Below are 19,587 nucleotides of genomic sequence, written 5' to 3' on the forward strand. Positions count from 1 at the left end.
TTCATTTTATTCATAACGATATATCATGCAAACTATTTTAGGTGCAGGAGGTTCCATAGGTGTTGAACTCGCAAAATTCCTTCCCGCTTATACAGATGCCATCCGGTTGGTGAGCCGTACACCACAAAAAATTAATTCCGGCGACGAGTTATTCCCGGCCGACATTACCAATGCAGCCCAGGTAGATAAAGCTGTAAAAGGCTCCGAAGTAGTTTATCTTACTGTAGGATTTCCGTACCGCTTAAAAATATGGGAAGAACGATGGCCTGCTACCATGCGCAATGTAATTGATTCCTGCAAAAAGCACAATACCCGGCTGGTTTTCTTTGATAATGTATATATGTACGACAGGGATCATTTGCAGCACATGACGGAAGAAACACCTGTTCGCCCCACCAGTAAAAAGGGAGCAATCCGGCAACAGGTAGCAGACATGCTGATGAATGAGGTAAAGCAGGGAAATCTTACTGCACTTATTGCCCGGTCGGCAGATTTCACCAATGGTAAATCCAGCGTATTGCATCAATTGGTTACAGACAACCTGCTAAAGGGCAAAAAAGCAAACTGGCTGGTAAATGCAGATAAAATACACAATTTTACTTTTGTATCTGATGCGGCAAAAGGTACAGCTATATTGGGTAATACGCCCGATGCCTTTAACCAGGTGTGGCATTTGCCTACAGACGCCACTAAACTAACCGGCCGGCAATGGATTGAACTGCTGGCAGCAGAAATGAATGCGAAACCCCGCTATAGTATTTTATCTAAAACCATGCTGGGATTGCTGGGTGTTTTTATGCCGGTATTAAAGGAAATTAAGGAGATGGTGTACCAGTATGACCGTGATTATTTTTTTGACAGCAGCAAGTTTAATCAACGCTTTTCTTACACACCGGTTATACCTAAAGAAGCGGTACGGTTACTGTTGCAGGAGTTGCAACGCTAAAATCTTTGCGGGCTTCCGCTTAACCAGTACCTTTGCTGCACTTTTGAAAAAAGGAAATGCAATGAGTATAGCACATTTATCTGAACAGGAGATCATCAGGAGAGAAAAGAGACAGGAGCTGGAAAAGCTGGGTATTGATCCTTATCCCGCCGAAGCTTTTCCTGTTACCCACACGGCAACAGATATAAAAAATAATTTTTCCGAAGAAAATAAGGACAGGTTTACCGATATTAGTTTCGCCGGCCGCATTATGAGCATACGCGATATGGGAAAAGCCTCTTTTGCCGTACTACAGGATCATTCGGGCAGGATACAGATTTATGTAAAGCGTGATGATATATGCACCGGCGAAGACAAAACACTGTATAATACGATATGGAAAAAGTTATTAGACATAGGTGATATCATTGGTGTAAAAGGATATGGCTTTATTACCAAAACCGGAGAAACCTCTATTCATGTTACCGCTTTCATTATACTTTCCAAATCACTCAAACCTTTGCCGGTAGTAAAGGAAGCGGAAGGACAAAGTTTTGACGCGGTTACCGATCCGGAATTCAGGTACCGTCAGCGCTATGCCCACCTGGTCATTAATCCGCAATTGAAAGATACTTTCATTAAGCGCACCACCATGATCAATACCATCCGTGATTTTTTGAATGAGCATGGAGCGCTTGAAGTAGATACACCTGTATTGCAAAGCATTCCCGGAGGCGCCGCCGCACGTCCTTTTATTACACACCACAATGCATTAGATATTCCACTGTACCTGCGTATTGCCAATGAGCTGTATTTAAAAAGATTGATCGTGGGTGGCTTCGACTGGGTATATGAGTTCAGCCGAAACTTCCGTAATGAAGGAATGGACCGGACCCATAATCCGGAGTTTACTATCCTTGAATTTTATGTGGCATATAAGGACTATTTCTGGATGATGAATACCACCGAAAACTTACTGGAACAGGTAGCGATTACCTTGCATAATACTACCGATGTACCAGTGGGTGATAAAATGCTGAATTTTAAAGCGCCTTTTAAAAGGGTTTCCATTTATGAAGCCGTAAAAGAACATACCGGCATTGACATTAGTGAAATGGATGAAGCAGCATTAAGAGATACCTGTAAAAAGCTTCATATAGAAACTACGCCGGGCATGGGGCGCGGAAAGCTCATTGACAACATCTTTGGTGAAAAATGCGAGAAGCATTATATACAGCCCACATTTATTATTGATTACCCGGTGGAGATGAGTCCGCTCACTAAAAAGCATCGCAGTAAAGCGGGACTGGTAGAGCGTTTTGAGCTCATGATCAACGGAAAGGAAATAGCCAATGCCTATAGCGAGCTTAACGATCCTGTTGATCAGCGCGAACGTTTTGAAGAACAGGTAAAACTGATGGAACGTGGCGATGAGGAAGCCATGTTTATTGATCACGATTTTTTGAGAGCACTGGAATACGGCATGCCTCCCACTGCGGGCATAGGTATAGGCATAGATCGTTTGTGCATGTTGTTAACCAATCAACCTTCTATACAGGATGTGCTTTTCTTTCCGCAGATGCGGCCCGAGAAAAGGGAGGGAGAGGATCTGAGATTTGAGATTTAAGATTTGAGATTGGTTCAGGTTGCAGGGTACAGGTTGCAAGGTGCAGGGAGTATCCGTTTCAATCCGGGCTTATCGTTTCGGATTTCGGATTTAATGCTTCGGATTTTCCTGCCATGCTGAGGGACGAAGCATCTGTATTTTCATTTGGTTCTTGTTATCTGGGTTTTGGTGCTTTGTATTCTACGCGCTAAATGCCTGTATTTTCTCGCTATAACCATCCCGACCTTCTGAAAAAATAATAGAGCAAGCTGCAGACTGCAATAGTTATAATAATTACAGCGTAGTATCCATAATGCCAGTCGAGCTCAGGCATAAATTTAAAATTCATGCCATAAAATCCGGCGATCATTGTTGGCATAGCAATGATTGCAGCCCATCCCGCAAATTTTTTTGATGTATCATTTTGAGATATGGATATTAAAGAAAAATTTGCTTCCAGCGCAGTATTTAATAACTCCCTTGTATTATCTATCATTTCATTAATACGTACAGCGTGGTCATAGATGTCGCGGAAATAAGGTTGTGTTTCATTTGATATGCTTTTGATATCAAACTGCATCAGGCGGTTGCAAATATCTATCAACGGAGACACCGCTCTTTTTACTTCCAGCAATTCCCGCTTTAACTCGTATATCTGTTCTGTGGTTTCCCGGCTGGGCTTTCCTTTAAATATTTTGTCCTCAATTACTTCCAACTCCTGTTCCAACTCATCTACAACAGGAAAATACCTGTCAACAATAAAATCCATAATCGCGTACAATACAAACCCCTGTCCTTTACCCAATAAATCAGGCATTTTTTCACAACGCGACCTCACTTCGGTATAAGGAATTGAGGAGCCATGCCGGATGCTGACAATGAAATTCATTCCAACAAAAAAATGCGTTTCGCCAAATTCAATATGACGCTCCTGGTTCATTTGTCCTGTTCGGAGCACCACAAAAATAGAATCGCCGTATAATTCTATTTTAGGGCGCTGGTGTGCCCGGTGTGCATCTTCAATAGCCAGGTCGTGTAAATTAAATTCATCCTGCACTTTGCTGAGTATTTCTTCTGATGGTTCATATAATCCTATCCATACGAACTTATCCTTTTCTTTAAGGATATCATGTACATTATTTAATTCAATATCGGCAAGTCTTCGACCACCTGCATAAGCAGCGCAATTAATAATCTCTTTCATATATTTTCAGTTGAAAGGACCAATATTATTAATTATAGAAAGTTCGGGAAAAATAAACAGATTGAATAAATTATAACAGGATTCGCTGGTAAATGTGGAGAGGAGCAGCAGACTGAAATTGTTGGAGTGTTGAAATCCTGCATAGCAAAAGAAAACAATTGTGCCGGATTTCCCGTGTAAGGAAACCGTTTTCAGAATGCAACTATATTGTTATCATATCTTTTTGGTCCATGATTTTTTGTAAGCGATTGCCACAACTTCCGGAGCGCTGAGTGTTCCGTTAAGAACGATGGTAACCTGCAATCCATTTTTAAAATCCATAATCTCACTGCTCAATTGGCCATGAGTGGCATCGCCGGGAAAAAAGCCACCCTTGCCATAAAATACATCGCCATCTATATTCCAGTTCGTCCAGGGTACATCCCATCCCAGTGAATTGTCATCCATCGCAGTTCTCATTTTTTCTGACAGTAAAATGGTTGACAGGCGTAATTGCATTAAAAAGGTAGATATTTCGTTGGTGGATAATTGAATGCCAGCAGGCCCGCCAGTCAGGTTCCAGTCTCCATAATCCGTTCCGTTAAATGAGCCTGATGGAAACGGGTAAAATAAAGTGCTTTTAGTGGCAGGAGTAAAAGTAATATTGCTGATACCAATCTTATCAAAAATATTTTTCTGCAGATATGTTGTAAAGCGTTTACTGATCTCTGCTTCCTCTATACTGCTATTATAAGGCGATGAAACCGGAACATAACCATCAAGGTAAGCGATCAATACCCGGCAAATGGCATAATTAACATTTCGGTAGCAGCTTGCGCCACCATCGCATCCGGTAGTATCAGAAAGTTTAATGCCGCTTTCAACTACTGTTTTTACATTGGCAAGGCTATTTCCAACATCTGTTCTTATGCCCCCGGTATGCCGTAGTATCTGTCTGAAAGTAATTTCCTTTATTGTATTAGGGATGGTCCATGATGCCGGCAGGTAATTCCAAATTTTATCCTGGATAGACAGATTTTTCTTTTCTAATAACTGCAATACGGCAACAGCGGTTATTGTTTTGGTAACGCTGGCCGGATTAAACCGGTCATCTACGGTAAATTCCTGCTCGGGAGGATCAGTGGTAGTTCTTTTTTTACCGGCAGCATGAGCAACAGATCCAAGGCCGTGCCGAAGCACAAATGCATATTTCACAACTTTTCCATCCAGTTCTGCCTGTATATTTTTAGAAAGTGTATCCAGAATAATGCAGCTATCTCCTTTACAGAAACGACCGCCTAATGGATAAGGCGTATTGGCGTTTTTGCAGGTGGCGCCATTAAACAGCCAGAGCCAGCCCATTAGCAGGATAGTGTAAGATTTCATGAAGAATGGTTTCCTGTAAAGTACGCGTATCTCTTTTTGGTTCCTATACCACGTAAAGGTGATTAACAAGTATTGCTTCGTCATGCAAAATAGGAAGCCTGGCAATTTATGATTGATATTACGAATAGTTATAAGTGCCATTGCTCAAATAGCCGCACACTAAAGGCAAATGCTATCTTTGCACCGAAATAGTAAATTCCATATGCATATACAGCGTAGCATAAAAAATCCTGACACAAAAATTAGTGCTGCATTTAAAAACATGGTTCTGGTTATATGGTTTTATTAAAAATATCGGAAATCCGCAAGCAGGAAGGAGATGATTTTGTATTGCGCGACATTAGTTTTAGCCAACAACATTTGCAAAAAATTGCTATTGCAGGCGCCTCGGGATCAGGCAAGAGCACATTGCTGAAAATTATAGCAGGATTGATTCAGGCTGATGCAGGTGAGGTATTATTTGAAAATGAAAGAGTAAAAGGGCCTTATGAAAAATTAATACCGGGACATCCCGGAATCGCTTATTTATCACAGCAATTTGAATTGCGCAATAACTACAGGGTAGAAGAGATACTGAGTTATGCAAACACATTATTGCCCGGTGAAGCCGAAACTTTATACGAAGTATGCAGGATCAGCAATTTACTGAAAAGAAAAACGGATGAATTATCAGGCGGAGAGAAACAAAGAATTGCATTGGCCAGGTTACTTACCACTTCACCCAAACTTTTATTATTAGATGAACCATTTTCAAATCTTGACCTGATTCATAAAAACATACTGAAATCCGTTATCAGCGATATTGGTGAAAGATTGAATATTACCTGTACACTGGTTTCACATGATCCCGGCGATACACTTCCCTGGGCAGCCGAAATTTTTATAATGAAAGACGGACAAATTATTCAGAAAGGTTCACCCGCAGAGATATACCAGCGTCCTGTTACTGAATATGCGGCGGCCTTATTTGGGAAATACTATGTCATTGACCCTGAACAGGCAAAACCCCTTTTAGAAGCTGCTCCAATTGAAGCTGATGGGAAAAATATATTTGTGCGGCCAGAGCATTTTAAAATAGTTGCAGAAGGGAAGCGGTCACTCAAAGGAACAGTAAATGCCGTATACTTTTTTGGAAGTCATTATGAAATAGAAATATTGCTTTCAGGAGATAAAATTACAGTAAAAGCGGAGGGTTATCCTCCACCCATTGGCGATACGGTATATATTTCTTTAAATACCAGGGCAATTTGGTATGTTTAGCTATAATTGCAAATGATGAAAGCTTTCATTCAAGCTAAAATTATTTTAACTCATGCGCAGAAGGGAATACTCCTTTTTTAAACAGATCATAGCCAAACATAGTAGGATTGTATTCTCCTATAACATTTACATCAGTTTTTTCGGGTATTTTACTTTCCATACCCATACACCAAAAAGCTGCATTGACAAACAATCTGCGAAGATCTTCACTTTTAAAGTCAATAGAAGAACCTATCGTGCTGGCAAAAACCCTTCCTGTTTGGCCATTCTCCCCCTTGTAAGTCCTGATCCACGACACCGGCATAATGGATTTGTTTAGATTGACACTACTGTCTGGCGATAATCCATTGGTGGATTGCCCATATACCAGAACTCTGGTATCACCCGGCAATTCTCTTACCGTATATACATCTGTTGGTCCCCATAAATCTGAAACTCCATTGAGAATAGGATTTTTTTCATCTTTTACTATACCATTAATCAGCCCGCGTGTGCCTTCACTTCCATGTTTTCCATGATGATTGATCCAGGTCTCGCCCAAAATTCTTCTTCCAAAACCATCTTCCCAGCCCTTTACCTTACTATTAAATGAATACTTTGCATATTGATTACTGGGATTCTTTTTATAGTAAAAAGCATGTGTTGCAGTACGTAATCCCATAACCGGTTTACCCTGCCGTATATAGTTATCAATGTATTTCATTTGTTGGTCGGGCAATTCTCTGAACCGGGTAAAGATCACCATCAGGTCGGCGGTTTGCAGATTTTCAAGTCCCGGGATATTATCAAGTGTCTCCACGTTAATATGGCCTGTTTTTGGATCAACAGCGAACAATACCGTGCACTTAAATCCATACCTGCTGGCGAGTATTTTTCCCAGCATGGGCAATGCTTCTTCGGAGCGGTATTCTTCATCACCACTTATCAGTACGATATGTTTTCCTTTACCCGGGCCTTCGCCGCCTGCATAAGTAACCCATTGTTTAGGCTGTTGCGCCAGTGTGCAGGAAGTGCAGAAAATAATTACGGCAAATATGCGGGAAATGCAGGAGCTTAAGGAGAAGATTTGTTTCATGTTATAAATTTAGCGCTTCGGCAAATTACGGGTTTTTAACCAAATCATACTGGTACCCGAACAAGTGTTTTTAATTCCGGGTTATTTCCCCCAAAAAATGAAAAAGTGATTTTGTAACTTTAAGAAAACACATTTTATGAAACAGATAACTACCAGTTGCTGCGCAATTTTTTTGCTCATCATGTGCGGTCAGTTAATGGCCCAGGATGATGCTGCCTCAAAGGCCTGGATGGCCTATATGACGCCTGGTGAAATGCACCAGATGCTTGCAAAAGATGACGGAGAGTGGAATGAAGAAATAACCACGTGGATGGCTCCCGGGGCGCCTCCATCTAAAAGCACGGCTACAGCGGTAAATAAAATGATAATGGGAGGGCGTTACCAGGAATCAAAACACAGCGGTAGTTTTATGGGTCAGCCATTTGAAGGATATAGTTTGGTGGGTTACGATAATGCAAAGAAAATTTTTCAAAGTTCCTGGGTAGATAACATGGGTACCGGTATTATGCATATGGAAGGCAAATGGGACCCGCAAATGAAAATCATCAATTTTACAGGCACTTCGGTTGATCCCTCTACCGGTAAAGAAATGCAGGTTAGGGAAACATTTAAATGGATAGACGACAATACGCAACTGATGGAGATGTTTATGCAGCAGGATGGTAAAGAATTTAAGAGTATGGAAATTAAGTTTACCCGAAAATAAGGACCAATGACCATTATCAACAAGCCCTGAAGCATATAAATACTTCAGGGTTTGTTGGTATATTTTTCCTGTGCATTCGCATTTTCACCCCATTGCCGGATAATCCTGGCTTTATATTCTCAGGGAAAGCAGAATACTGTAGCCACATACATGATGAATAGCAACAGGTTAAAACTGTATTGCCAAACCAATATTCACCAGGTAATCTGCGAAAGCGGCATCCCCAATTGTATAGGTTCCGGTTTCAGCCGTGCGGATTTTATCCGGCACACTTTGCGTACGGTTGCGTACAACAGCAACAGGAACAAAAGCATACAGCATGCCTCCTTTGATGTGGTATTGTAAGCCTGGTTCTACAGAAACAATATATCCCGGTCTGCGAAAACCATCGCTGCCACCTATAGCATCGCGGGCAGGTACGCATTCATCACGCACGCCGGCCGACAAGGTGAGCCTGTTGAAGTTAACATTGATGCCTGCTCTAAGCATATACTGATCGGGCACACTCATTACATCGCTGCGGTACAATATACTGCTCGCCGCTGTGGCTCCGCCTCTTGAGGTAGATACACCATTTTGCTCCCGTGGATTAAACAGGTAGTATACATTTCCGTACAACCCAATTCTATGACTGATATTATAATAGGCATTTAATTCTGTTGTAAAGCCGGTTCCGCCATCACCCAATTGAATGGACTGATCTACCGGTCCCAACAACCTGGTACTGTCGTTCTTAATAAAATAGTCCTGATATTTATAATCGCCGGTAGGTAGTTTAATACCAACGCCGATCTGCACATTGGCTTTGGCAACAGCAGGATCCAGTAACCATTTATACACGGTCAGCCGGATATCCCCTATTCCAAAAGAATGGGTTTTGTGTCTTCCATCGGCGCCTCCGCCATTGCCACCATGTTCATACATGGAAGAGCGGGCATTGGAGTTAATGGGCAGATTGAAACCTACTGACCAGCCATTGTGCAGTTTCCTGATCAGCGTGAGGTCGAGACTATAGCTGTGGTTGATTACTTCCGTGCCTTCTTTCACACGGTTCTCTTCTTCTTCAGATCCGCGAAAATGTCTGAATGACCGGAAATACCGGTTATTGGCGTATAATTCCCAGTTGGTTCTAACCGTATCGTGGGATCCGTCCAGCATACAAACGCCGCCTGTGCTGCGTACAGCCACGCAGCCCTGCGATTGAACTTTCAATGAAGCAAAAAATATAAAGGATGCGACCAGCGCAACTATCTTTTTCATACAGAATAATTTTACAACAATAAACAGATGAATATTTAAAGGGACAGTAAATGGTAAAGAAAGAAAATATCCGACTATTTTTATTCGTCATAAACACTCGGGAGGTTGTTCGGGCTTAAGCTTATTGACGGCAGAAAGGAAATAAAATTTTGTATCATTATATTCAGCGCTGCCCGTCTGCAACGCCGGAATTGTCCAGTTGTTTTTTTCCTGGTGATAGTCGCTGAAGAAATTTTTCTGAACTGATGATTTACCCGGATTCGTTGTTTTACCTGTTGTATCCTGTTGCAAATCGTTTACGAGCTTAAAAAATGCTTCCTTTGCAGACTGGATGCGTTGCTTTGCATTATCCGGAAGGCACAATAATACCAGGTCGCCTCTTTCTATCTTTCTTTTTACGTACTTATAATGGATGCCTTTGAACTCAATCTCACCATCGTATCGTTCATAATAATTCCAGTCGTTATGATAAGGAAGATGTAGTGGTATTCTCAATTCTATAAGTTGTGACTCGTCATAATCATTATTATCCAGCCTTACTTCTAATTGCAGGTCTGCCTGGTATTGCAGGTAATCTGTTACAAGCCGGTAACCGTACCAGTTGAAGCATAATAAAGCAGAGAGTAGTATAGCGGCAGCTTTTTTCAATCTTGTCAGTATAGGTTTTGGTGATACAAAGTAAGACAAATGGCAAGAACGATTCGCTGTTTCTATAATTTTATTTCCACAGAGAAAATGATGTAGCCTGACAATTGTCTTTCTAAAGCAGTTTACTGCTAATTTAAAGGCTAAAAGCAAAAAGCCATCCGGGCATCGGATGGCTTTTTAAAAAACATTATAATAGCTTATTGTTTGGGTTCAAGCAGTTTAAAGAACTGGTCTAATTGCGGAAGTACAACGATCCTTGTTCTGCGGTTGGCTGCTCTTCCTTCTGCGGTATTGTTATCAGCAACAGGAACATATTCGCTGCGTCCGGCTGCAGTTAACTGGGCAGGAGCAATGCCGTATTGTTTCTGTAATACTCTTACTACTGAAGTAGCACGTTTAACACTCAGATCCCAGTTGTCTAACAATACACCTTTACTGTATGAAAGATCATCGGTATGACCTTCAACCATATATTCAAGGTCTGGCTGATTTTTCAAAACCTGCGCTACTTTACCCAATACTTCTTTTGCCTTGTCGGTAATAACATAGCTGCCGCTTCTGAATAATAATTTATCAGAAATATCAATGAACACAACGCCTTTATCTACTTTAACATTAATATCCTGATCATCTAAATTGCCTATGGCACCCTTCAGGTTCATTACCAATGCCATATTCAGCGAATCTTTGCGGGCCATAGCCGATTGCAGATCCTGGATATAAGCATCTTTTGCGCCGATATTTTCGAGCGATTTCTTTATGCTTTCGGCCTGGGCACTGGAGATAACAGAAAGATCTTCCAGTTGCTTTAACGTTGTAGTGCTGTTCTCTTTAAGAAATGCAAGTTGCTTATTCAGCGCTTCAATTTCACTTTGGTAAGCTGCGCTTTTGCGGGCATTTTCTGCTTTGTCGTCTTCGCAAATTTTGAAATCGCCTTGTAGCTTAGTGTGGGCCTGATTCAGAGAATCTAATTGAGCCTGTGCCGCTTTAAATTTTTTACTGCTTACACAGGAAAATAGAAAAGCCGGGGCAATGGCCAAGAGTAAAAAATACTTCAATTTCATTTTGAATTGTTTTTTGAGATGTTATTGGTAAAGATATGTTATCAAGATGATTAAAATCGTTTCAAAGGTTGAAAATATCGCACAAAGCTATCATTTTTAATAAAAAAGAGAAAGAATGAGCTAATATTCTTTCTCTTTTTACCTTATCACTTGTATATTAAAGTAAATTATCCTCTTCTTGCTCTTGGCTCACCGTTACCGGATGATCTGCTGCTGCGGGTACCCTCGCTCCTGTTGGAAGGGCTGCTGGTAGCAGGTCTTTGTACTCTTTGCGGGGCGGAAGAGCGTGGTGCCTGTTCAACATTTCTGCGAACGGGCTGCGATCTTTCGCTGATTGTATTGGGTGCTCTTCTTTGCGAAGAACGTACAGCAGGTTGCTGCTGTGTTTGTGTACGAACTGTTCCCGGCCTGGCAACAGTAGAAGGCTGTGTACTTGTATTATCTCTTCGTTCAGCCAATTGCCTGTTAACACCATTGTTACTTCCGGCATTGGTTCTTGCGGAAGGCCGTTGCGTGGTAGCACGGTCATTGTTGCCTGAAGCGGAACGTTCAGTAAAGGTTCTGGAAGGTCTTGATGTAGCCCTGTTGTTATTGCCCGAAATACGGCCGGATGAATTGCGCGGTGAACCGGAGCCATTATCTCTTATTACTGAAGGGCGCGAAGATGTATTTGCACTCCTGGTTACATTCCTTTCCGAAGGCCTTGCATTATTAAATCTTCTTACCGGTGCAGACTGCGCATTTCTGTTATATGATACGGCTCTGCGGTTATCTCTTGTAACCACATCTCTGCGCCGGTTGTAAATATTATTGTTGTGATAAACATTATTTATAATAACAGTGTTTCTGCTCCTGTAATAACTATTGCCGTAATAGCCGTGCCTGTACCCACCGTAGTAGGGTGTCCAGCAATAAGAAGGGCGGTATATTGATGGTCCCCACCATCCGCCCCAACCCCATGGGCTATAATTACCTGCGCTCATATGAAACCATCCCATATTATAATTGAATCCAAAACCCCATCCAGTCCATGGATTGTAATGCATGTTAAAACCCCAGGTGTAGGGACGGGCATAATAATGACTGCCATACCAGGGGCGATAATAATATCCTGTTCCATATACAACAGTGGGTCCGTAAACAAAGGTATTCAGGTAGCCGGGGGTATAGCCCATATAAATATAATCCGGCGTTACATCATATATATATACATACTTCATGGCATATACAGGGTAACGTGGCGGGATAAGCGAAACTGCATAAGGGCGGTCGGCACTTACGGCCCATGGTCCGTTTGCGCTGTAAGACTGGAACCATACGCCATTGTCCACAGCATAATAAGTGCCTCTCCAGCGTATCACATAATCCGGCGTATTCACGGCATACGCCATATCCGTACCATCAATATCATCAAATTGAGGATTACCGTCATACTGTATATCAGCATTGGCGTTGTTACGGTCAACTTTAGCTGTTTGCGGAACCTGTGCATTCATTACTGCATCTTTGGCTGCAATGGTACCCGCCACGCTGGCCAGCACATTGTCTTTTGGCGACCCTTCAGGTATTTTTTCAAAATCGGCAGGTAATTTATCCGAAGCAACATAATTCCATTTACCGCTTAATGTTTGTGATTTATACCACCTGCCCGAAAGCAATACATAATATTGCTGGCTGCTGACATCCATGAAAATATCATTGTTGGAATTTTTTACATACAGCAGGTTGGTTTGTTGTACGGGAGTAAAATTAGGCTCCCCATTAGATTGTAATAATTCAGCAGGTTCCGTACTTACTATAATGTTTGAAATAGTATAATCGTTCTCTTCCTGTTGTACTTTATTGTCCTTATTGGCCTGTGTAATTTCGGATTGGATCTTTTCGAGATTAGCCGGAACACTTGTAGTTATAGCATAAGGGCCTGTAGCCGATGGAGCAGCATACCAATGCTTTCCGCCATACAGGTAAAATTTGTTATTATTATTTTTTACAATGATAAATGGTGTATTGATTACCGTTTCCACTCCCCATTTGCTGTTTTGCTGTAGCCTGGGTGCTCCATCTATTACAACGAGCAGTGAAGGTTTATCGGAATACATAATTTTTGGAGGATTATTATTCAGGTTACCTGAAATTTTTTCCTGCTCCTGATTGGTTTGTAAAGCATTATTTATCTCACTTGCCGGAATGGAAAAATTTTGGTTTGACATTCCATTGGCAATGGATGTTTGCAAGGCTGCCAATTTATTTTCGTCCGTTTCATCAGGAAGTTTGATAGCATTCACCTCAACTGAACGGATAATTACCTGTTGGCCATTATCATTTGTTGAAGCGGTTAGCCAGATCATTCCGAATGCCGGTTCATCTTTTCCGTTTTCGGCAACGGATATGGCTGCATTAGCCTCCAGTGTTCCGTTTGAAAAGGATTCAGGCTGCCATTGATACACTTTAATGAGGCTGCCATTGGGACCGGTAATGGTTTTTGGCCACTCATTTTGAGCGGTAGCGGCAACTGGTAATACCAGTCCAAAAAGCAGGGCGGTTATCAGGGTGTATAATGCTTTCATATTGTGAACATTTAATTGTGTGCTGTTATGACTAAACTTATAACTGTTAGTTTAATTTAAAATTACCGAATAGAGGATTGTTTTTATAGTGTGTTTTGTTAATATTTTGCCATACTATAATGGCAAATATGCAAGTAACAGACAGCAATATAGCATAACGCGTTGCACAGTAAAATGTTACATCTTAGAGCAGGGCCTGCATTAGCGGCCTATCCATTCTTTAAAGGCGCTTACATTTTCCTGTGCTACTATAATATCTTCATTAACCGGGGGTGCTACCTCCAGTTTTAATTTGCCTTTGGGATATGTTTTCATCAATTTTATAGCAGTCATATTAACGAGGTATTTGCGGTTAACCCGGTAAAATTGTGAAGGGTCTAATCGCTTTTCAATGTCGGCAAGCGATTGATCAAGGATAAATTTTTGACTTTTGTTATCTACCATACACACCAGCTTGTGCGTAGCATAAAAGTAAGGAATGTCTTCTGTTTTAATACTTATATAATCCTGCCCCTTTTTCACGAGGAATCGTTTTTTATATTCATTGCTTTCAGACTGCCAGTGTTTTAGTTTTTGATAATTGAGCGTAAAATACTTTTTCAGTGTTTCGTATTTTTTCAATGCTGTTTCCAGCTTATCCTGTCGTATGGGTTTTAGCAGGTAGTCAATGCTGTTATGCTCAAAAGCTTCCTGCCAGTATTCATCATAAGCGGTAGTAAATATCACCGGACAGGTAATGGTTACTTCCTCAAATATACTGAAAGACAGTCCATCGGATAACTCAATATCCATAAAGATCAGTTCCGGTAATGCGTTTTCCCGAAGCCATGCCGTGGCATCTTTTGTACTGCTTAAAATGGCGGAAACTTCAATATTGCCATTACATTTTATAATGGCTTTTTGTAATTTTTGTGCGGCCGGCTTTTCGTCTTCAATAATGATAACTCTCATATTATATCATTTTGAGCAGGGGTAACTGAACAACAAAAAAATCTGCAGTGGTTGTAACTGTAATTTCTTTTCGTGCGATTAATTTATACCGCTCATTTAAATTGCTCAAACCTGTTTTTGAAGATTCTTTTCGCAGCTCTTTTTTATGCAGCCTATTGCTCACCATTAAACTTTCTTCTTTCCATTGTACATGAATTACCAAAGGGCTGCTGTCTGAAAACTCATTGTGCTTGATCGCGTTTTCGGCCAGGAGCTGTAAAGAGATAGGAGGAATAAGCCAGGCTTCATATTGCGATTCATCTATTTCTGATTTTAACTGAACAGCGTTTTCAAAACGAATACACAGCAAAGAAAAATAATCATGCAAAAAATGCATTTCATCCCGTAGCAGTACCAGTTCCTGACCCTTATGCTGCAGGATGTAGCGGTATACGTCAGCCAAATGATCATTAAACAGTTTGGCCTTAGCAGGTTTTTCTTCTATAAGATGCGAAAGCGTATTTAAAGAATTAAAAATAAAATGCGGATCTATCTGGCTTTTTAATGTTTCCAGTTCCGCTTCTGCTTTTGCTCTTTCCAATTGCTCGTTGCGGAGTATTTCATTTTCTGATTCTTTTACCAGGAAAACCGTTTCATATACATGCGCGATAAAAATAACGCAGATCATAATGATGAGTGTTGAAATAACAATTACCTGGCGGTTTGGCTGGCCATTTCCAAAAAGGGTATACCATCCCAATAGCAGCAGCACCGAAACCGGAACGGTGTAGAAGGATATAGCGATTAATACCACTGCAATTTTATGTATGGGTTTATTGTACCAGTTAAAATAGCTCCGCAATGAAAAATGCAGGTAACGGTTGCCTTCCCATATAACAAAAGCGATAAGAATGGTATACAGGAAACTGAATTTAACCTGCCAGTGGGTGAAATTGTTCACATTAATCATCCCACTTATCAATGGTATCGCAATACCAAAAACAGGAGCAAGAACAAGTCTGAATCCGATATCATTGATCTTTAACGGATGAGGGATTGGCTTTGTCGGTGAAACGCTGATATTGGTCTGCCTCTTTTCCAATTTCGTCCGGGTTTGCTTTTATGCTGTAAAAATCAACATTAGATTCGATAGAATAACATTTCGAACAATAAATCTTACGCTGTATGGGATCAGTTAACTGGCTGGCGGTATTGGTTGCCGGCATTTCTTCGTTTGTTGTAGGCGGGATATGGTATTCGCCCAACCTGTTTGGAAAAGCATGGATGAAAGCAAATAACCTCTCGGAAGAACAGATAAAGCGGGGTAATAAAGGAAAGATTTTCGGCTGGACGCTTATCTTTTCCCTGCTGATGGCCGCCAATCTCGGTATGTTTCTTGCCGATACACCCGGTAACTGTCCGGCAGATTGTGGTCAAAAAACGGATGTTGCCTGGGGAGCGACTGCTGGTTTTCTGGCAGGCGTATGGACTTTCTGCGCCATTGCCATTCATAGTCTGTTTGAGCTGAAACGCTGGCGGCTGATACTGATCAATGGATTTTACAGCGTGGTGGCGCTTACCTTAATGGGCGCAATAATAGGCGCATGGAGGTGAGATGGTAGTAGTGAGTTGTGAAAGGTGAGAAGTGAGAGGCTGTGCCAGGCTGCTGTTATTAACTACGGCGGATACGCATAAACTATAACTAAAACATTTCTATTATGACATTTACAAATGCAATCAGTTGGTTTGAAATTCCTGCAACTGATTTAAACCGGGCAACAAAGTTTTATGAAACGATATTCGATACGCAGCTTATTCCCATGGATATGCCTGAAATAAAAATGCGCATGTTTGCATTAACGGATATGATGTCGGGAGTGGGCGGCGCCGTGGTAGATAGTGGCGGCTCTCATAAGCCTTCCGCTACCGATGGACCACTGATCTATTTAAACGGAAGCCCAGATCTGCAGATCGTTTTAGATCGGGTAGAAGCGGCGGGAGGCAAAGTGCTGATGCCCAAAACCGAAATTACGCCAGAATATGGCTATATGGCCTTATTTCTTGATACTGAAGGGAACCGGATTGGTTTACATTCCAGCCCTCAATAAGAATTGTGAATAGTGAATAGTGAGAAGTGAAAGGAGAGAAAAAAAGAAACAAAAAAATAAATAATGGCAGATTACGACTGGACACGCTTTACATTACGCATTAATGTAAGCGCCAGCCCTGAAGCATTGTACAAGGCATGGGCTACCCGGAGAGGTATTGAAAGCTGGTTCCTGCGGTTGAGTGAATACAGCAGGAGCAATGTGCTGCTTGAGGCAGATGAGCCGGTGCAGCAGGGTGATAGCTATAAATGGCAATGGTTTGGCTATCCCGATAGCGTGGTGGAATATGGCAAAGTACTACAGGCCAATGGAAAAGATTTCTTCGAATTTACTTTCGGCGGACCAGCAGGATCGCCAATGCATGTAAGCGTTGCCTTTCGCACAGAGGAAGGAGAAACAATAGTGGAACTTACACAATATAATATCGCGGTGGACGACAGGAGCAAATCCAATTTTCATGTGGGTTGTATGCAGGGATGGACTTTCTATCTTGCCAACCTGAAATCGTTGATGGAAGCTGGTATTGATTTGAGAAATAAGAATGAAAAATTACAACGGATGATGAATTCGTGATGCTTGCTGCATTACGATGGGCATAATATTTACACCAACCATTTCATTAACGGGCGCCAATTCCATGCCACTTATACGATTAATAATGTACAACATTCCTTTTGGAATAGATTCCCTTGCTTTCATGTGCATTGAGTTACCCCCGGCGCAGTGCGATTGTGCTGTTTAAAAAAATATAGCATTTCAGTGCCAGGGTTTCATGGCCGCCCACATGGCTTTATATGAAAACCCCGGCACGACACTAAAGAGAAGCATTCAGCTTCCGGACTGCACACCCTCTGCCGGGTAGTCCAAAATCCGTTGATGACAAAAACTACAGGCAGCAATTATTTTATTAACTTTAAGCATCCCCACCAATGAAATGAACAATACTGAGCCTTGTTAGTATAAAGAGAAAGATGAACAAGGCATAGATTGTCAAACGAATGAGCTAAGAAAATTAAAATTTCAGTGGCAATGAAATGTAATCAACATGCTTTTTTTAAAAGGATCGCCCGTACTGAATTTACAAAGGGTTCATTTTTAAAAACGAATATTTTACTGTGTTTAATTGTAGCCCTTACTCAATGCAACAGCGGCTCTGTATATGAAAAAAAACATGTTTCTAAGTCCTCTTTTAATGTAAAAGTAAAAGGGCTTTCAAAAGACTTTCGTTCATATTATACGTACAGGTATTATAATATAAAATTATCCAGGGACTTTATTGGGTTAGATAGTTCTTTTACAGCTATAGACAAAGACTCATTTTTGCGTTTGTTAGTAACAGGAGAATTTATGCCTGTGAAGATTGACACTGTGCCTACTTATATGCTTTTCAAAATGCCCGGTGATACCAATCCGGAAATCATCAGGGATATTAAAAATTATGCGGGGAAAACATCATTTTATATGGGAATGGAAGGCAAGCCAATGCCAGCATTTACTTTCAAAGACATCAATGGAGACCTATACGACAATGCTTTTTTTGAAGGAAAAATAGTTGTGATAAAATGCTGGTTTATAAGTTGTGTAGCCTGCATTAAAGAGTTTCCGGAGTTGAACAAACTTGTTGAGCAGAATAAACCGTATAAAGATGATATTGTTTTTATAAGTTTTGCTTTTGATTCGAAAGAGAGACTTAAATCGTTTCTCTCAGAGAGAAGATTTGATTATTTAGTGATCCCCGATGCAGAAGATTTTATATCAGACGCTTTGCATGTAGATACCTATCCTACCCATATTCTGTTAGATAAAAAAGGCAAAGTAGTAACCTATGTTAACGATGTTCATGATTTAATACCGGCGTTGGAGAAACTTAAAAATAAGGTGAATTGATTTTTTAGTCTCCCATGAAGAAACTACAATTTCTCTGCCGCAATGCGATTAAGTTGTTTGAAAAAATATTGTATCGCAGTGCCAGGGTTTCATAGCAACCCACATGGCTTTACATAAAACACCGGCACAACACATATTCACGGTGTTGGCCATGTGCATTAGGTTAAGCTACAGGCACAATGCGATTGTGTTGTTTGAAAAATATAGCATTTCAGTGCCAGGGTTTCATAGCTGCCCGCATGGCTTTAGATGAAAACCCCGGCACGACACTAATTCGTAAACTTATACCCCACACCTCTTATAGAATGAAAATAGCGCGGGTTACGGCTGTCTTCTTCAAAGTATTTCCGGAAGCTTAGTATAAAATTATCAACCGTACGGGTAGTGGGATATACATTGTAACCCCAAACAGCCTGTAATATTTTTTCGCGGGGCACCACATCGTTTTTGTTTTCGAGCAACAGCTTCAGCAGCATGGCTTCTTTACGGCTCAACTCAATAACCTTACCCCGGTAATTGGTGGCCGACTGCGCTTTAAAGTCTATTGTATTCTTCCCAAACTGGTAGTGGTCTCCTATTGTTTCCTTATCCTGTAACCTTTTGTTTTTGTTGATCAGTTTTTTTACCCGTAACAAAAGCTCTTCTAAGTTAAAGGGCTTGGTAATATAATCATCCGCTCCCTTTTTTAAACCCAGCACTTTTTCGGCGCTGCTGCCTTTAGCGCTAACCATTAGTATGGGAACATCGTTATTATTCAGGCGTACATTCTCGGTAACTGCAATCCCGTCTATTTCCGGCAACATCACATCCATAATGATCAGGTCAAAATATTCTTCTCCGATCCTTTTCAAAGCTTCGGCCCCATCGCCAGCGCAGGTAACTTCGTATCCTTCCAGTTCCAGGTTAAGTTTTAGCGCTTCCTGCAAATTTTCTTCATCTTCTACCAGTAAAATATATCCCTCTTCGGTAGTTGTGCCCATAA

At 41.1% G+C, this 19,587-nt stretch carries 19 protein-coding genes; 8 read left to right on the plus strand and 11 right to left on the minus strand.

The window, feature by feature from the left end:
• The first annotated feature begins 25 nt into the window (after positions 1 to 25).
• Together FRX45_RS10150 and lysS are read left to right on the plus strand one after the other, a co-directional pair.
• Entirely contained in the window at positions 26 to 946 is a 921-nt protein-coding gene (locus tag FRX45_RS10150) for an NAD(P)H-binding protein (RefSeq protein ID WP_152268296.1), read from the plus strand.
• 61 nt (positions 947 to 1,007) lie between these two features.
• Positions 1,008 to 2,552 carry a lysine--tRNA ligase gene (gene lysS, locus FRX45_RS10155; protein WP_152268297.1) on the plus strand — a complete coding sequence of 515 codons (1,545 nt, stop codon included), beginning with the start codon at positions 1,008 to 1,010 and terminating at the stop codon, positions 2,550 to 2,552.
• A gap of 208 nt (positions 2,553 to 2,760) precedes the next feature.
• Here lysS and corA read toward each other — a convergent pair whose 3' ends face one another.
• Together corA and FRX45_RS10165 are read right to left on the minus strand one after the other, a co-directional pair.
• On the minus strand, positions 2,761 to 3,735 hold the full coding sequence (gene corA, locus FRX45_RS10160; protein WP_152268298.1) for a magnesium/cobalt transporter CorA: 975 nt from the start codon (positions 3,733 to 3,735) through the stop codon (positions 2,761 to 2,763).
• A 213-nt stretch (positions 3,736 to 3,948) separates the two neighbouring features.
• On the minus strand, positions 3,949 to 5,100 hold the full coding sequence (locus FRX45_RS10165; protein ID WP_193311653.1) for a serine hydrolase domain-containing protein: 1,152 nt from the start codon (positions 5,098 to 5,100) through the stop codon (positions 3,949 to 3,951).
• A gap of 276 nt (positions 5,101 to 5,376) precedes the next feature.
• On the opposite strand from FRX45_RS10165, the gene FRX45_RS10170 reads away from it, so the two are divergent.
• Positions 5,377 to 6,360: an ABC transporter ATP-binding protein gene (locus tag FRX45_RS10170; RefSeq protein ID WP_152268300.1), complete on the plus strand. Its 984-nt coding sequence runs from the start codon at positions 5,377 to 5,379 to the stop codon at positions 6,358 to 6,360.
• 40 nt (positions 6,361 to 6,400) lie between these two features.
• On the opposite strand, the gene FRX45_RS10175 is transcribed toward FRX45_RS10170, so the two are convergent.
• Positions 6,401 to 7,435, minus strand: coding sequence for a ThuA domain-containing protein (locus tag FRX45_RS10175; protein WP_152268301.1), 1,035 nt, complete (start codon positions 7,433 to 7,435; stop codon positions 6,401 to 6,403).
• A gap of 136 nt (positions 7,436 to 7,571) precedes the next feature.
• Between FRX45_RS10175 and FRX45_RS10180 the strand changes: the two genes are divergently transcribed.
• The gene (locus FRX45_RS10180; RefSeq protein WP_152268302.1) at positions 7,572 to 8,141 is read left to right on the plus strand and encodes a DUF1579 domain-containing protein; all 570 of its coding nucleotides are present in this window, start codon (positions 7,572 to 7,574) and stop codon (positions 8,139 to 8,141) included.
• 168 nt (positions 8,142 to 8,309) lie between these two features.
• Here FRX45_RS10180 and FRX45_RS10185 read toward each other — a convergent pair whose 3' ends face one another.
• From FRX45_RS10185 to FRX45_RS10210, 6 genes are all read right to left on the minus strand, one after another.
• A complete protein-coding gene (locus FRX45_RS10185; RefSeq protein ID WP_152268303.1) occupies positions 8,310 to 9,401 on the minus strand; it encodes a hypothetical protein in 1,092 nt (363 codons plus the stop codon).
• 87 nt (positions 9,402 to 9,488) lie between these two features.
• Positions 9,489 to 10,049, minus strand: a complete 561-nt coding sequence (locus tag FRX45_RS10190) for a hypothetical protein (protein ID WP_152268304.1) — start codon at positions 10,047 to 10,049, stop codon at positions 9,489 to 9,491.
• Positions 10,050 to 10,246: 197 nt separating this feature from the next.
• Entirely contained in the window at positions 10,247 to 11,113 is an 867-nt protein-coding gene (locus FRX45_RS10195) for an OmpA family protein (protein WP_152268305.1), read from the minus strand.
• A gap of 167 nt (positions 11,114 to 11,280) precedes the next feature.
• Positions 11,281 to 13,680 (minus strand): hypothetical protein, encoded by a 2,400-nt coding sequence (locus FRX45_RS10200; protein WP_152268306.1) that lies wholly within the window; start codon positions 13,678 to 13,680, stop codon positions 11,281 to 11,283.
• A gap of 201 nt (positions 13,681 to 13,881) precedes the next feature.
• Positions 13,882 to 14,631: a LytR/AlgR family response regulator transcription factor gene (locus FRX45_RS10205; RefSeq protein ID WP_152268307.1), complete on the minus strand. Its 750-nt coding sequence runs from the start codon at positions 14,629 to 14,631 to the stop codon at positions 13,882 to 13,884.
• A 1-nt stretch (position 14,632) separates the two neighbouring features.
• Positions 14,633 to 15,712 (minus strand): sensor histidine kinase, encoded by a 1,080-nt coding sequence (locus tag FRX45_RS10210; RefSeq protein ID WP_226805198.1) that lies wholly within the window; start codon positions 15,710 to 15,712, stop codon positions 14,633 to 14,635.
• An 83-nt stretch (positions 15,713 to 15,795) separates the two neighbouring features.
• Between FRX45_RS10210 and FRX45_RS10215 the strand changes: the two genes are divergently transcribed.
• The 3 genes from FRX45_RS10215 (at position 15,796) to FRX45_RS10225 (ending at position 17,291) form a co-directional block, all read left to right on the plus strand.
• Complete coding sequence (locus FRX45_RS10215; protein WP_152268308.1) at positions 15,796 to 16,224, plus strand: DUF1761 domain-containing protein; 429 nt, start codon at positions 15,796 to 15,798, stop codon at positions 16,222 to 16,224.
• 104 nt (positions 16,225 to 16,328) lie between these two features.
• Positions 16,329 to 16,718: a VOC family protein gene (locus FRX45_RS10220; protein ID WP_152268309.1), complete on the plus strand. Its 390-nt coding sequence runs from the start codon at positions 16,329 to 16,331 to the stop codon at positions 16,716 to 16,718.
• A gap of 63 nt (positions 16,719 to 16,781) precedes the next feature.
• Positions 16,782 to 17,291, plus strand: coding sequence for an SRPBCC family protein (locus FRX45_RS10225; RefSeq protein WP_152268310.1), 510 nt, complete (start codon positions 16,782 to 16,784; stop codon positions 17,289 to 17,291).
• Here FRX45_RS10225 and FRX45_RS23270 read toward each other — a convergent pair.
• Positions 17,268 to 17,417, minus strand: a complete 150-nt coding sequence (locus FRX45_RS23270) for a hypothetical protein (protein WP_193311654.1) — start codon at positions 17,415 to 17,417, stop codon at positions 17,268 to 17,270. The two genes, FRX45_RS10225 and FRX45_RS23270, sit on opposite strands and share 24 nt — an antisense overlap.
• Positions 17,418 to 17,747: 330 nt before the next feature.
• Here FRX45_RS23270 and FRX45_RS10230 point away from each other — a divergent pair, with 330 nt between their 5' ends.
• Positions 17,748 to 18,605 (plus strand): TlpA family protein disulfide reductase, encoded by an 858-nt coding sequence (locus FRX45_RS10230; RefSeq protein WP_152268311.1) that lies wholly within the window; start codon positions 17,748 to 17,750, stop codon positions 18,603 to 18,605.
• Between the two features lie 269 nt (positions 18,606 to 18,874).
• Here the strand turns inward: FRX45_RS10230 and FRX45_RS10235 are convergent, their stop codons facing one another.
• Entirely contained in the window at positions 18,875 to 19,585 is a 711-nt protein-coding gene (locus FRX45_RS10235; RefSeq protein WP_152268312.1) for a response regulator transcription factor, read from the minus strand.
• Positions 19,586 to 19,587: the final 2 nt, after the last annotated feature.

Source organism: Agriterribacter humi (assembly GCF_009192765.1).
GTDB classification, from domain to species: domain Bacteria; phylum Bacteroidota; class Bacteroidia; order Chitinophagales; family Chitinophagaceae; genus Agriterribacter; species Agriterribacter humi.